Origin of the sequence: Microbacterium sp., assembly GCF_036823965.1 — a bacterium.
Classification (GTDB): domain Bacteria; phylum Actinomycetota; class Actinomycetes; order Actinomycetales; family Microbacteriaceae; genus Microbacterium.
Genome location: NZ_DAITBE010000007.1, coordinates 216,621 through 230,587, shown reverse-complemented (window position 1 = coordinate 230,587; position 13,967 = coordinate 216,621). Strand labels below are relative to the sequence as shown.

The following is a 13,967-nucleotide window of genomic DNA, read 5'->3' as shown; positions in this document are numbered from 1 at the left end:
ATTCCGCGCCACGTCGTGAGGGCGGCTACAGCCGCGACAACAACCGCGATTCCGCGCCACGTCGTGAGGGCGGCTACAGCCGCGACAACAACCGCGATTCCGCTCCTCGTCGTGAGGGCGGCTACAACCGCGACAACAACCGCGATTCCGGTCCCCGTCGTGACGGTGGGTCCAGCCGCGATGGCGCACGCTCCTACCCGCAGCGCGGGGGATCGGGCCGTGAGCGTCCCGTCCAGGCCGCAGATGAGCGTCCCCGTCACAACGACCCGTTCGTTCCGGAGGACGTCACCCCGCAGGATCTCCACTCGTCCGCTCGCAACGAGCTGAAGACGCTGAGCAAGGAGAACGCGGAGCAGGTCGCACGCCACCTGGCGATGGCCTCCCGTCTCATCGATGAGGATCCTGCACTCGCTCACGAGCACGCGCTGGCGGCATCCCGTCGCGCGGGCCGCATCGCCATCGTCCGCGAGACGCTGGGCATCACCGCCTATGCGACCGAGGACTTCGCTCTGGCTCTGCGCGAGCTGCGCACGTTCCGCCGGATCTCCGGCAAGGATGACCAGATCGCGTTGATGGTCGACAGTGAGCGCGGCATCGGCCGTCCCGACCGCGCGCTCGAGACCGGTCGCGCTGTCGATCGTTCCGCGCTTCCGACGCCGGTCCGCGTCGCCCTCGCGATCGCGATGTCGGGAGCCCGTCTCGACCAGGACGATCTGGAACTGGCGCTCGGCGAGCTCGAGATCCCTGAACTCGATCCCGATCGCGCCTTCGAGTGGAGCCCGTCGCTCTTCGCCGCACGTGCCGCAGTCCTCGAGGACCTCGGCCGCAACGACGAAGCCGAGTTCTGGGCGCATCGCGCCGAGGTTGCCGCCGAGGCACTGGGTGTCGACGAGGCCGGCGATGAGGAGATCTTCATCGAAGACAGCATGATCGAGGGCGAATTCCTCGACGCTGATGACGCCGACGCTGATGACGCCGAGGCTAACGACGCTGAATCGGATGCCGATGCATCCGCCGACGCCGAAGCCGACTCCGAAGCTCCCGTCGACGACCAGACCGTGGAGGACGAGGTTCGTGAGCTGCTCGGCGAGAACGACGAGGCAGGACAGGACAAGTAGTGGCGCTGTTCTCGCGGAAGCGTTCGTCGGCGACGCCGCTCGACGGCGTCGATACGGTTCTCGCGGACCTGGACGGCGTCGTGTACGCCGGTCCGGGTGCGCTGCCGTTCGCGGTCGAGAGCCTGAACACGGCAGGGGAGTCCGCGCGGCTCGGGTACATCACGAACAACGCCTCGCGCACCGATGCATCCGTCGCCGAGCATCTCAGCAGCCTCGGCCTCTCGGTCGCGCCCGCTGACGTCGTCACGAGCCCGCAGGCCGCGATGCGCCTGCTCGCCGGCATCGTGCCTGCGCCGGCGACGATCCTCGTCGTCGGCGGCGATGGCCTGGTCGACGAACTGCAGAAGGCCGGCTACACGGTCACTCGCAGCGCGGAGGATTCCCCGAGCGCCGTCGTGCAGGGATTCGCGCCCGAAGTGGCCTGGACGGATCTCGCCGAGGCCGCGTTCGCGCTGAAGCTCCCCGAGGACGAAGGCGGCATCCCGTGGATCGCCACCAACACGGACTGGACGATCCCCCGGGAGCGCGGCGTCGCTCCGGGCAACGGCACACTCGTGTCCGCTGTGCACACCGCGATCGGCCGACTTGCGACGGTCGCCGGCAAGCCGGAGGCGCCGATCTTCGAGGTCGCGCTTGCCCGTTTCGACGCGAAGAAAGCGCTGTTCATCGGCGATCGGCTCGACACCGACATCATGGGCGCGTCCCGGGTCGGCATCGACTCGGCGCTCGTGCTGACCGGGATCGACCGGCCCAAGCATGTGCTGGCCGCTCCCGAGGGCTCGCGTCCGACGTACATCCTGGCGGATCTTCGCGACCTGCACCGGCCGTACCCGGAGATCTTCGAGAAGGACGGTGTCTTCTCCGTGAACGGCGCTGCCGTACGAGTGACGGGTGCCGACGTGGTGATCGTCTCGGAATCGGGAGAGCAGATCGACCTGCTCCGGGCGGGAGCGGCTGCCATCTGGGCATCCGGGACCCCGGTCTTCGTGCTGCGCGTGCCCGAGCGTCTCTACGACGACCCCTTCCACCGGCCCTGATCGCCCGCCATCATCCGCCGTGCCTCCGCCACCTGTCGTGGGCGCCGCGTACAGTGGAACCGTGAGCGATGAGACGACGAGTGCGCCGACCGACGGCCTGTGGAGTCGCCTGCGCCTGATCGAAGGTCAGCCGCTGCCCGCCCGTGCCGATGCCTATTCGGCGATGCACGACGAGCTGTCCCGCCGCCTCGACAGCGGTGCGAAGCTCGACCAGCGGGAGACCCCCGGTACCCGATGACGCGACTGGACGCCGCTCTCGCCTCCCGCGGACTCGCCCGCTCGCGCACACACGCTGCAACGCTGATCGCCGACGGGCTCGTCAGCGTCAACGGTCGCCCGATCATCAAAGCCTCCACCTCGGTGCCGGACGACGCCGAGATCACCGTCGCCGCCACGGACCACTACGTCGGACGCGCAGCTCACAAGCTGATCGCCGCGCTCGACGGTTTCTCGCTCCCTGTCGAAGGACGTCTGGCGCTCGACATGGGCGCCTCGACCGGCGGCTTCACGCAGGTGCTCCGGGAACGCGGCGCACGGCGTGTGCTGGCGGTCGACGTGGGGCACGGGCAGCTGGCCGCCACGATCGCCGCCGATCCTGGCGTGGTCGCGGTCGAGGGGTACAACGTCCGCTACATGACCGCGGAGAACCTGGCCGCGTCGACGGGGGAACCCGACGCTCCCGACCTCATCGTCGGCGACCTCGCGTTCATCTCGCTCGAACTCGTCCTGCCGGCCGTCGCGGCTGTCGCCTCACCGCAATCCGACATCGTGCTGCTCGTGAAACCGCAGTTCGAGGTGGGCCGCACCGCGGTGCGCGGCGGACTCGTGACCGACCCTGCGACCCGCGCAGACGCGGTCGCCCGCACCGTGTGGAGCGCCTGGGACGCCGGTCTCGGAATGCTCGGCATCCTTCCGTCCCCGATTCTCGGGACGCACGGGAATGCGGAGTATCTCGTGCATCTCGCGCCGGGCCGCGGTACCAATCCGACAGAATGGTTGGACCGCATCAACGCACTGGCAGGAGGACGATGAACGAACGCTGCATCCTGGTCGTCGCCCATGCGGGCCGCGCCGAAACGGTCGAGGCCGCACGTCGCGTCGTCGAGGCGCTGCGCGACGCCGGAGCCCGTCCGGTGCTCGCGGCCGACGACCGCACCGAGCTCTCCGCCGTCGACGGCATCTTCGCCGATGTGGACGTGCTGGGGGCATCGGTCGGCACCGATGACCTCGAGCTGGCGATCGTCCTCGGCGGTGACGGAACGATCCTGCGCGCGGCGGAACTGGTCCGCGGCAGCGATGCGCCCGTCCTCGGGATCAACATGGGCCACGTCGGCTTCCTCGCCGAGACCGAGCGCGACGACATGGACGACGCTGTGCGTCGGGTCATCGCCCGCGACTACGGCGTCGAGGAGCGCATGGCTCTGTCCGTTCGGGTGAAGGACGCCGATGGCGCCGTCATCTACGAGACCTGGGCCCTGAACGAGGCCACGGTCGAGAAGGCCAGCCGTGAGCGCATGATCGAGATCGTGCTCGAGGTCGACGGACGTCCGCTGTCGAGCTTCGGGTGCGACGGCATGGTCATCTCGACGCCCACCGGATCGACCGCGTACAACTTCTCGGCCGGTGGACCGGTGATCTGGCCCTCCGTCGAGGCGATCGCGGTCGTGCCGCTCTCCGCTCATGCGCTGTTCGCGAAGCCGCTCGTCGTGAGTCCGGACGCCGCGGTCGCGATCGAGATGCTCGAGCGGACCGACGGGTCGGGAATCCTCTGGTGCGACGGCCGGCGTTCTCACGAGCTTCCGCCGGGAGCGCGTGTGGTGGTTCGGCGCTCCTCTCGTCCCGTGCGCCTCGCACGCCTGCATCCCAGCGCCTTCACCGATCGTCTGGTGCGCAAGTTCCAGCTGCCGGTCGAGGGATGGCGCGGACAGGAACAGGGGAAGCAGCCATGATCGAGGAGATGCGGATGCAGGGGCTCGGCGTGATCGCCGATGCCGTGCTGCCCCTCGGCCCAGGGTTCACCGCGATCACCGGCGAGACCGGCGCGGGAAAGACCATGGTCGTCACGGGCCTCGGCCTGCTGCTCGGGCAGCGCGCCGACTCCGGAGCAGTGCGCGCGGGTTCGGCACAGGCCTCGGTCGCCGGTGTCTGGATCGTTCCGGAGACCGGCGATGTCGCCGACATCGTGGCGGATGCCGGGGGAGAGCTCGAGCCCGCCGGTGCGGGCAACGCGGAACTCTACGTGTCACGCACGCTGAGCGCTGAAGGGCGCAGCAGAGCGAGCGTCGGTGGACGGGCTGCCCCGGCTGGCGTGCTCTCGGCACTCGCTGAGGAGCTCGTGGTCGTGCACGGTCAGTCCGAGCAGCTGCGGCTGCGTTCGGCAGCCGCACAGCGAGATGCGCTCGACCGCTTCGGCGGTGCACCGATCGCGACGGCGTCGACGGCGTACGCCGCCTCGTTCGCACGGTGGCGCGAGCTCGACGCCGAGATCGCCGAGATCACCGAGAACCGCGACCGCCGGGCCGAGGAGGCATCGCGACTGCGCGAGGCACTCGCCCTGATCGAGGCGACAGCACCGGAAGCCGGCGAGGACGAGGAGCTGAGCGCTCGAGCAGAGCGACTCGCGAACTCCGAGGAACTGCGCCTCGCCGCATCGCTCGCCCACGGCGCCCTCTCGAACGAAGAGGGCGAGCCGGACGCGACGGTGCTGGTCGCTGAAGCGCGCCGCGCACTCGAGCGCGCGGCCGACCCGAAGCTCGCCGAGATCGCGACCGTGGTCGCCGACATCGGCTACCGGATCGCGGATGCCGCAGGGCAGATCTCCGCATACCTCGCCGACCTCGACGAGACCGGACCGCATGAGCTCGCAGCGGTCGAGGAGCGGAGGGCGGCGCTCGGTGTGCTGATCCGTGCCCACGGGTCGCTCGACGAGGCGCTCGAGGTCTGGCAGACCGGGTCGGCGCGGCTGGCCGAACTCGATGACGACGGCGAGCGGGTCGACCGGCTGATCGAGGAGCGCGACCGGGTACGCGCAGAGCTCGACGCCGATGCCGAGGCACTGACCGCAGCTCGCACCAGTGCGGCCGAGCGACTCGGCACGGCGGTCAGCGAAGAGCTGCGCGCCCTCGCGATGCCCGATGCGAAGCTCGTCGTGGCCGTCACGGAGGGCGCAGAGAGCACGCGCGGACGCGACGACGTGTCGATCCTGCTCGCCCCGCATCCGGGGGCGGAGCCGCGTTCGGTCGCGAAGGGAGCATCCGGTGGAGAGCTCTCACGCGTGATGCTCGCGATCGAGGTCGTCATCGCCGGAACCGATCCTGTTCCGACCTTCGTGTTCGATGAGGTCGACGCCGGCATCGGCGGCGCCGCCGCGATCGAGGTCGGACGGCGACTCGCCCGGCTCGCAGAGAAATCGCAAGTCATCGCCGTCACACATCTCGCGCAGGTGGCCGCGTTCGCCACCAACCACCTCTCCGTCGTGAAAGCCAATGACGGAGCGGTCACCGCCTCGAGCGTCCGTCGTCTCGAGGGTGCAGATCGGGAAGCCGAGATGGCCCGACTGCTGTCCGGATTGACCGATTCGGATGCCGCACTCACCCATGCCCGAGAACTTCTCAGCCTCGGGGTCTGACCGAACTGTTAGGATTGAAGCCCGTGATGAACTCTTCTTCTGCGGGACCTGAAAACGACACGAACCAGCGCTCTTTCACCACGAAGCACATCTTCGTGACTGGTGGTGTCGTTTCGTCTTTGGGTAAGGGGCTCACCGCCGCCAGCCTGGGAAATCTGCTCACCGCCCGCGGTCTCCGCGTCGTGATGCAGAAGCTCGATCCGTATCTGAACGTCGATCCGGGCACCATGAACCCGTTCCAGCACGGCGAGGTCTTCGTCACGGACGACGGCGCCGAGACCGACCTCGACATCGGCCACTACGAGCGCTTCCTCGACATCAATCTGTCCGAGGCGGCCAACGTCACGACCGGCCAGATCTACTCGCAGGTCATCGCTCGCGAGCGCCGTGGGGAGTACCTCGGCGACACCGTGCAGGTCATTCCGCACATCACCGACGAGATCAAGCGTCGAATGCGCCTGCAGGCCTCCGAGGAGCCGCGCCCCGATGTGATCATCACCGAGGTCGGCGGCACGGTCGGCGACATCGAGTCCCAGCCGTTCCTCGAATCCGCTCGCCAGCTCCGTCACGAGCTCGGCCGCGACAGCGTGTTCTTCGTGCACGTCTCGCTGGTCCCGTTCATGGGGGCGTCCGGCGAGCAGAAGACCAAGCCGACGCAGCACTCCGTCGCAGCCCTCCGCCAGGTCGGCATCCAGCCGGACGCGCTCGTGCTGCGCAGCGACCGCCCCGTGAGCGAGAGCAACCGCAACAAGATCGCGCTCATGTGCGACGTCGACGTCGAGGGCGTCATCAACACGGTCGACCTGCCGAGCATCTACGACATCCCGTCGACGCTCAACGATCAGGGTCTCGACTCGTACATCGTGCGACGCCTCGGTCTCGACCAGAAGGCCGCGCCCGAGGTCGACTGGACCCGATGGAGCAAGGTGCTGCACGCCGTGCACAACCCCAAGCACGAGGTCACGATCGGGCTGGTCGGCAAGTACATCGATCTGCCCGACGCCTACCTCTCGGTCACCGAGGCGCTCAAAGCCGGTGGCTTCGCGCAGGAGACCAAGGTCAACATCCGCTGGATCCCGTCAGACCTGTGCGAGACGCCGGAGGGGGCTCAGGAGCAGCTCGCCGAGCTCGACGGCATCTGCGTGCCCGGCGGCTTCGGCATCCGTGGCATCGAGGGCAAGCTCGGCGCGCTGAAGTTCGCCCGCGAGCAGGGCATCCCGACGCTCGGTCTGTGCCTCGGCCTGCAGTGCATGGTCATCGAGTACGCCCGCGACGTGGCCGGCATCGTCGGCGCATCGTCGAGCGAGTTCGACCCGGAGACGGCTGAGCCGGTCATCGCCACGATGGCCGAGCAGATCGAGATCCTGGACGGCGGAGACCTCGGCGGCACGATGCGTCTCGGCCTGTACCAGGCAGCACTCGCCGAGGGCTCGATCGCCCGCGAGCTCTACGGCGCGCCTGAGGCATCCGAGCGTCACCGCCACCGCTACGAGGTCAACAACGCCTACCGCGACCGTCTCTCGGCAGCCGGCCTGGTGTTCTCGGGACTGAACCCCGAGCTCGACCTGGTCGAGTACGTCGAGCTGCCGCGCGACGTGCACCCGTACTACATCGCAACGCAGGCGCACCCGGAGCTGCGTTCGCGCCCGACAGATCCGCACCCGTTGTTCCGCGGACTCATCGGCGCCGCAATCGACCGTCACCGGTCGAGCGAGCTGTTCGACGTCAGCGCAGATGCCTGAGTCCGGTTCCGGCGAGCAGCTCCGCGACGAGCCGTTCCGGCCGGACGTGCTCCGCAGCGACCTCGTCTACGAGGGAGCAGTGTGGGACGTCCGTGACGACCTGGTGCGCTACGGCGACGGACAGATCCGTCGCCAGTACGTCGCGCACACCGGTGCCGTGGCGATCGTCGCACTCGACGACGACGGCCGTGTGCTGCTGATCCAGCAGTACCGGCATCCGATCCGTCATCGTGACTGGGAGCTTCCCGCTGGGCTCCTCGACATCGCGGGGGAGGCGCCGCTCGAGGCGGCCCGTCGCGAGCTCGCTGAGGAAGCGGATCTCGTCGCCGAGCACTGGGAACCGCTGGTCTCCTCCTGGACGACTCCCGGCGGCAACGACGAAGTCATCCATCTGTTCCTCGCGACCGGCGTCGCTCCAGCTCCTGCGGCACACGCTCGCGAGGATGAAGAGGCCGACATCCGCGTCGAGTGGGTTCCGCTCGAGGAGGCGGTCGAGGCGGTGCTCGCCGGACGCATGCGCAACGGGATCCTCAGCATCGGAGTGCTCGCGACCTCGCTGAGGCAGCGCGACCGGAGCTAGCCGATGCAGCTCGAACGCGCGCTCGATGCCTACCTGCGTCACGTCACGATCGAGCGCGGATTGAGCATCCACACCGTCTCGGCGTATCGCCGTGATCTCGGCGGCTACGTCGAGTGGCTGCGGGCGGAGGGGCTCACCGATTCGTCCGAGGTGATGCCGGTCGTGATCGGGCGGTTCATCGCCGAGCGTGCGGGCTCGGTGCCGGCACCGGCGGCGACGAGTCTTGCGAGACTGCAGTCCTCCGTGCGCGGCTGGCACCGTTTCCTCGTGCGCGAAGGCATCGAGGCCGACGATCCGAGTGGTCGGCTGCGCCCGCCCAAGGCCCCGCAGCGTCTGCCGAAGGCGCTCACCATCGACCAGGTCGAGCGACTGCTCGCCGCCCCTTCTGCGGAGGAGCCGGCCGGCATCCGTGATCGGGCGCTGCTCGAGCTCCTGTACGCGACGGGTGCGCGCGTGTCGGAAGCCGTCGGACTCGACGTCGACGACCTGGCGCACGGCGACGTGCTGCGCCTGCGCGGCAAGGGCTCGAAGGAGCGCATTGTGCCGATCGGCTCGTACGCACGCGCCGCGGTCGACGCCTACTTGACGAGGGTGCGGCCGCAGCTCGCGGCGAACGGGCGCGCGTCCGCCCGTCTGTTCTTGGGGTTGCGCGGAGCGCCGCTCTCCCGACAGAGCGCCTGGCTGGTGATTCGTTCTGCGGCCGAACGGGCGCAGATCACGACAGAGGTCTCGCCGCACACGCTGCGTCACTCGTTCGCCACGCACCTCCTGCAGGGCGGTGCGGATGTGCGCGTCGTGCAGGAGCTTCTCGGGCATGCCTCGGTCGCGACGACCCAGATCTACACTCACGTCTCGGTCGACACCCTGCGCGACGTCTACGCGACCTCGCACCCCCGCGCGCGGTGACGCCGACCGCGGACTCCAGGTTCTCGGACCGATTCCTCCGAATCCACTGAGGTCATCCTTTCGGGGGACGCGCGCTCGTGCTGCGATTCCCTACTGTGAGAGCTTCCGACTGCAATCGGTCGCACAAAGGAGTCCTCACATGCGTTCCACCGGTCCTCTTGCCGCGCTCGCGGCGGCCGCAATGGTGTTCGTCCTCGCCGGATGCACCGGCACCCCCGGCGATGATGGCCTCACATACGAGGACTCGCCGCTGAACAAGTACGTGGCAGCCGCATGGGGCGGCGATCTGTCTCCCGAGGAGCAGGAGAAGCAGTCGGAGGAGAACCAGCGCAAGGTCGAGGAGCTCGTCGCCGAATGCATGGCGGACGAAGGGTTCGAGTACACCCCGAACACGGACAACGGCGGGATGATCTCCAGCGCTGACGGCGACTGGGAGCCGGAGAAGCGCGAGTGGGTCGAGAAGTACGGCTACGGCATGGTCAACAGTCCCTTCAACGAGCGGCAGGAGGAGGACCCGGGCGAGGAGTACGTCGACCCGAATCAGGACTACGTGGAGACGCTGTCCGAGACGGAGCAGACCGCGTTCTACGAGACGCTCTACGGCGCCACTCCCGAGGAGGACGAGCTCAACGAGGACGGCAGCTACGAGTACCGCTGGGAGGATGGCGGCTGCCAGGGTGCGGCGCAGCACGAAGTCGACGGCGACGACGTCTGGCAGAGCGATGAGTTCTCCGGCATCCGCACGAAGATGGAGGAGTTCTGGACCACGACGCAGGAATCGCCTGAGCTCGCGGATCTGAACGCCGAATGGGCCGCGTGCATGGCAGACGGCGGCGAGCCCGGCTTCACGAAGCAGTCCGAGGCGACCCAGTCGATCGTCGATGAGCAGAATGCCCTGTACGAGACCGCGTACGGCGACGGTTCCGAGCCCGTCGACACCGAGTCCCCGGACTTCGTCGATCCGAGCGACAGCCCGGAGATGAAGGCACTGGGCGAGCGGGAGATCGAGCTCGCGCTGGTGGACCTGGACTGCCGGAACAAGACCTCGTACATGGAGGAGTCGCTGAAGATCCAGTTCGCGCTCGAGGAGAAGTTCATCGCCGAGAACAAGGCCGAACTCGACGCGTTCAAGGCCGCTGCCGAGCAGAGCAAGTGATGCGGGAGGACGACACCCCCACCACACAGCTGCCGGCGGATCTGCTCGAGGGTCGGGACGATCTCGACGCGCCGGAGACCGGAGCCGAGGTCGACACGTCGCGGGTGAGCGGATGGCGGCGCGTGCTGCGCGGCAATCGCACACTGTGGATCGTGGCGCTCGGCGCCGTGATCTGCCTCGTCGCCGGGCTGCTCATCGGACGCTTCCTGATCTCGCCGGACGCATCGAGCGCCGACGCGCCGGACCCCGGTCTCGTGACGGTGCCGGTGGAGTTCGGGCCGCTGAGCAACGACGTGACGCTTCGGGCCGACGTCGGCTACGCGGATGCTGTGGAGGTCAAGCTCGACACGTCGGCCGTCGCCGGCGCGGCGGTCGTGACCGGACAGGTGCCGGAGGTCGGTGCAACGCTGAACCCGCTCTCGGTGGCGCTGGAGGTCGTCGGACGCCCGGTGATCGTGCTCCCCGGCGAGCTTCCGGCGTATCGGACGCTGCGCTTCGGCGTCTCCGGCCCCGACGTCATCCAGCTCAAGCAGGCGCTCGCCGGTCTCGGCATCGACGTGGGCGACGTGAACTCGAATGTCTTCGACCAGGCCACGGCGAACGGCGTCGGCCAGCTGTACGCGCAGGTCGGCTATCCCGCGCCGTCTCCTGAAGAGGGAGCGGCTGAGGCCGTCCGCGGCGCGGAGGAGGGCGTGCGCTCCGCGCAGAGCGGCGTATCCCAGGCCCAACAGGCGCTGAATGCTGCCGGCGCGGGTCCGAGCAAGGTGGACAGCTGGCAGGCAGACGTGAAGATCGCTCAGGCCGAGCAGGCCCTGGCCGCGGCGAAGGCGTCCGGCGAGGGCGTGCAGCAGGCCGAGTGGGACCTCCAGACGGCCCGTCTGGAGCGCGATCAGCTCTGGGCCGCGAAGGACACCGGCGCCGAGCGATCTGCACTCGATGCGGCGCGCGCACAGGTCACCTCGGCGAATCAGGCACTCGAGGAGGCGCGTCGGAACGTGCTCCCGTACCTGCCGTCGAGCGAGGTGCTGTACCTCACCGAGCTTCCGCGGCGCGTGGATGCGGTGAGCGTGGAGCGAGGAGCCATCCTGTCCGGCGCTGCGATGACGGTTTCGGGTGCGACGGTCCGGCTCACCGGTGCGGCTGCCGAAGCGGATGCGCGTCTGCTCCAGGTGGGCGCCGAGGCGACCTTCGACCTCGCAGACGGCACCGAGCATCGCGCCGCGATCTCCGAGCTCAAGCCCGGGAAGGACAACAAGGCGCGCTGGGAGGTGCTCCTGGAGCCCGATCCGCTCACTCCGGAGCAGATCACGCAGCTGCAGGGCAACAACGTGCGCGTGCGGATCGCGGTCGGCGCGACGGAGGGCGATGTGCTCTCCGTGCCGCTCGCGGCCCTCACCGCCGGCCCCGGAGGCGAATCCCGGATCGAGGTCGTCGAATCCGATCCGCGTGACGGCAAGGATGCGAAGACGCGCATCGTCGTCGTCGAGACGGGACTCGCAGCGAAGGGCGCCGTCGAGGTGACTCCGGTGGACGAGAAGCTCGACGAGGGCGATCTGGTGGTGGTGGGCCGGTGACCCCGGTCGCACCGCTCGTCGAGCTCCGTGACGTCACGAGGTCGTTCCCCGGTCCGCCCGAGGTGCAGGCGCTGAAGGCCGCGACGCTGAGCGTCGCGCCCGGCGACTACATCTCGATCGTCGGACCGAGCGGTTCGGGCAAGTCCACCATGCTCAACCTCCTCGGCCTGCTGGATCGTCCGAGCGTGGGGGAGTACCGGCTCGCCGGCGCTCTCACGGGTGACCTCTCCGATGACGAACGCGCCGCAGTGCGAGCGCGGTTCATCGGCTTCGTGTTCCAGTCCTTCCATCTGCTGCCGCGGCGCACGGTGCTCGACAACGTGCTGCTGCCGATGCTGTACAGCGGCGTGCCGCGGCGCGAGCGCGAATCCCGGGCGCGGGAGGCACTCGCACGCGTCGGCCTCGCGCATCGCATCGACTTCTTCCCGAACTCGCTCTCGGGCGGCGAGCGTCAGCGCGTCGCCGTCGCACGCGCGGTCGTCAGCGGCCCGCAGCTGCTGCTCGCCGACGAGCCGACCGGCAACCTCGACCAGCGCACGTCCGGTGAGGTCATGGAGCTGTTCGAGGAGCTGAACGACGACGGGCTCACCCTCATCGTGATCACGCACGACGACGCGGTGGCGCAGCGGGCGCGGCGCAGCATCCGCATCACCGACGGCAGATTGAGCGAACTGTGAACCTCATTCCCTGGCGTCGAACGACGTCGAAGGCCGTCGAAGCGGCGCTGCCGGAGGACGACGATGCCGCGGTGCCCGATGCCGACACGACGACCGAGGACGGCGCGGAGACCGCGCTCAATCCGGCGACGGCGCTGCTGCCGGCTGTGAAGCACGCCGACCGGTTCACCTTCCAGGATCTCGTGGCCGAGGCGACCGCCGACATCGGCTCCCGCCCTGCTCGCCTGGTGATGACCATCCTCGGGACCGTGCTCGGCATCGCCTCGCTGGTCGCCACCCTCGGGTTCGCGCAGACCGCGGCGGCGCAGATCGCGCGACAGTTCGACGGTGTGGCCGCGACGCAGGTCGTCGTCACCGCGGCGAAGGCGCAGTCGGGCAAGCAGAACACGACGGTGGCGGCAGGACGCCTGCCGTGGGACTCGCCGGAGCGGGTGAAGCTGCTCGCCGGCGTCGACAGCGCAGCGCTCATCGGCGAGGTCGAGCTCGCGGAGGGTGAGACGATCACGGCCGTGCCGGTGAACGACCCCTCCGCGGCGAGCACGGCATCGCCTCGCCTGTTCGCCACGACCCAGGATCTCCTCGACGCCGTCGACGGAGCACTGGTCACCGGTCGCTTCTTCGACGACGGACACGATGCGCGCGCGGACCGCGTGGCGGTGCTCGGCGCGCGCGCTGCCGAGCGGATGGGCATCAACCGCATCGACTCCCAGCCCTCGGTGTTCATCGCCGGGGTGGCATATGCCGTGATCGGCATCGTCGACGGCATGGACAGACGCTCGGAGCTCGTGGATTCGGTGATCATCCCGCAGGGAGCTGCGCGAGCGGACTTCGGACTCGCCGCCCCATCGGAGCTCGCGATCCATATCGCGGTCGGCGCGGGGCCGCAGGTGGCGAAGCAGTCGGTGATCGCACTGCAACCGGATGATCCGGAGTCGCTCGAGGCTCGCGCACCGGCATCCTCCTCAGACCTCAGCCAGAACGTTCAGGCTGACGTGAACGTCGTGTTCCTGATCCTGGGTGTGATCGCGCTGCTCGCAGGAGGGCTGGGCATCGCGAACGTGACGCTGCTCTCGGTGATGGAGCGGATCGGCGAGATCGGCCTGCGCAGAGCGCTCGGTGCGACCCGCCGTCAGATCGGCTCGCAGTTCATGATCGAGTCCATCGTGATCGGGTTCATCGGCGGCATCATCGGGGCCGCGGTGGGCGTGGTCGCGGTCATCGTGGTGGCGGCCGTGCAGGGCTGGGCGCCGGTGACGGATCCGCTCGTCGCGATCGCGGGCGCGGTGCTCGGCGCGGTGGTCGGCTGGGCGTCCGGGTGGTATCCGGCTCGTCGTGCGGCGCGCATCGAACCAGTGGCGGCGCTGCGCGGAGCCTGATCGCTCACGTCGAGATCGTGTGGGTCGACCGGTCGGATCGACCGGTGCTGACGGATGCTGCGCGGCAGCACGCCGCGCGCCGGGACGCCGAGGAAGAGGCTGGCCGCTACAATCGATCAAGCACGAGGGAGCAGGAGAATCGGTGGCTGAGAGAGCGAAGTCCAGGGCGAAGG

The 13,967-nt window shown here is 69.0% G+C and carries 12 protein-coding genes and 1 pseudogene; all 13 read left to right on the top strand.

All coding sequences use genetic code 11. The annotated features are described in order from the left end of the window. Positions 1–1,118, top strand: a pseudogene (locus tag V7Z82_RS13660) (primosomal protein); the annotation flags it as partial. After that, positions 1,118–2,155 (top strand): HAD-IIA family hydrolase, encoded by a 1,038-nt coding sequence (locus V7Z82_RS13655; protein WP_334152078.1) that lies wholly within the window; start codon positions 1,118–1,120, stop codon positions 2,153–2,155. The pseudogene V7Z82_RS13660 and the gene V7Z82_RS13655, both read left to right, overlap by 1 nt. Positions 2,156–2,216: 61 nt before the next feature. Continuing rightward, the gene (locus V7Z82_RS13650; protein ID WP_334152077.1) at positions 2,217–2,393 is read left to right on the top strand and encodes a hypothetical protein; all 177 of its coding nucleotides are present in this window, start codon (positions 2,217–2,219) and stop codon (positions 2,391–2,393) included. Beyond that, positions 2,390–3,187, top strand: coding sequence for a TlyA family RNA methyltransferase (locus V7Z82_RS13645; RefSeq protein WP_334152076.1), 798 nt, complete (start codon positions 2,390–2,392; stop codon positions 3,185–3,187). The genes V7Z82_RS13650 and V7Z82_RS13645 overlap by 4 nt, the downstream gene beginning before the upstream one ends. After that, positions 3,184–4,104 carry an NAD kinase gene (locus V7Z82_RS13640; RefSeq protein ID WP_334152075.1) on the top strand — a complete coding sequence of 307 codons (921 nt, stop codon included), beginning with the start codon at positions 3,184–3,186 and terminating at the stop codon, positions 4,102–4,104. Before V7Z82_RS13645 ends, V7Z82_RS13640 begins: the two co-directional genes overlap by 4 nt. Beyond that, positions 4,101–5,783: a DNA repair protein RecN gene (gene recN, locus V7Z82_RS13635; RefSeq protein WP_334152074.1), complete on the top strand. Its 1,683-nt coding sequence runs from the start codon at positions 4,101–4,103 to the stop codon at positions 5,781–5,783. Before V7Z82_RS13640 ends, recN begins: the two co-directional genes overlap by 4 nt. Before the next feature lie 26 nt (positions 5,784–5,809). Next, the gene (locus V7Z82_RS13630) at positions 5,810–7,525 is read left to right on the top strand and encodes a CTP synthase (RefSeq protein ID WP_334152073.1); all 1,716 of its coding nucleotides are present in this window, start codon (positions 5,810–5,812) and stop codon (positions 7,523–7,525) included. Beyond that, positions 7,518–8,105 (top strand): NUDIX hydrolase, encoded by a 588-nt coding sequence (locus V7Z82_RS13625; RefSeq protein WP_334152072.1) that lies wholly within the window; start codon positions 7,518–7,520, stop codon positions 8,103–8,105. Before V7Z82_RS13630 ends, V7Z82_RS13625 begins: the two co-directional genes overlap by 8 nt. Positions 8,106–8,108: 3 nt before the next feature. Next, entirely contained in the window at positions 8,109–9,011 is a 903-nt protein-coding gene (xerD, locus tag V7Z82_RS13620; RefSeq protein WP_334152071.1) for a site-specific tyrosine recombinase XerD, read from the top strand. Between the two features lie 139 nt (positions 9,012–9,150). After that, the gene (locus V7Z82_RS13615) at positions 9,151–10,167 is read left to right on the top strand and encodes a hypothetical protein (protein ID WP_334152070.1); all 1,017 of its coding nucleotides are present in this window, start codon (positions 9,151–9,153) and stop codon (positions 10,165–10,167) included. Continuing rightward, entirely contained in the window at positions 10,167–11,741 is a 1,575-nt protein-coding gene (locus V7Z82_RS13610; protein ID WP_334152069.1) for a hypothetical protein, read from the top strand. The genes V7Z82_RS13615 and V7Z82_RS13610 overlap by 1 nt, the downstream gene beginning before the upstream one ends. Further along, entirely contained in the window at positions 11,738–12,418 is a 681-nt protein-coding gene (locus tag V7Z82_RS13605) for an ABC transporter ATP-binding protein (RefSeq protein ID WP_045279900.1), read from the top strand. Before V7Z82_RS13610 ends, V7Z82_RS13605 begins: the two co-directional genes overlap by 4 nt. A gap of 134 nt (positions 12,419–12,552) precedes the next feature. Continuing rightward, positions 12,553–13,794: an ABC transporter permease gene (locus tag V7Z82_RS13600; RefSeq protein WP_334152085.1), complete on the top strand. Its 1,242-nt coding sequence runs from the start codon at positions 12,553–12,555 to the stop codon at positions 13,792–13,794. Positions 13,795–13,967: the final 173 nt, after the last annotated feature.

Coding starts and splice junctions, on each gene's coding strand:
- V7Z82_RS13645 (WP_334152076.1), top strand. CDS start 2,390: ATGACGCGACTGGACGCCGCTCTCGCCTCCCGCGGACTCGCCCGCTCG.
- V7Z82_RS13640 (WP_334152075.1), top strand. CDS start 3,184: ATGAACGAACGCTGCATCCTGGTCGTCGCCCATGCGGGCCGCGCCGAA.
- recN (WP_334152074.1), top strand. CDS start 4,101: ATGATCGAGGAGATGCGGATGCAGGGGCTCGGCGTGATCGCCGATGCC.
- V7Z82_RS13630 (WP_334152073.1), top strand. CDS start 5,810: ATGAACTCTTCTTCTGCGGGACCTGAAAACGACACGAACCAGCGCTCT.
- V7Z82_RS13625 (WP_334152072.1), top strand. CDS start 7,518: ATGCCTGAGTCCGGTTCCGGCGAGCAGCTCCGCGACGAGCCGTTCCGG.
- xerD (WP_334152071.1), top strand. CDS start 8,109: ATGCAGCTCGAACGCGCGCTCGATGCCTACCTGCGTCACGTCACGATC.
- V7Z82_RS13615 (WP_334152070.1), top strand. CDS start 9,151: ATGCGTTCCACCGGTCCTCTTGCCGCGCTCGCGGCGGCCGCAATGGTG.
- V7Z82_RS13610 (WP_334152069.1), top strand. CDS start 10,167: ATGCGGGAGGACGACACCCCCACCACACAGCTGCCGGCGGATCTGCTC.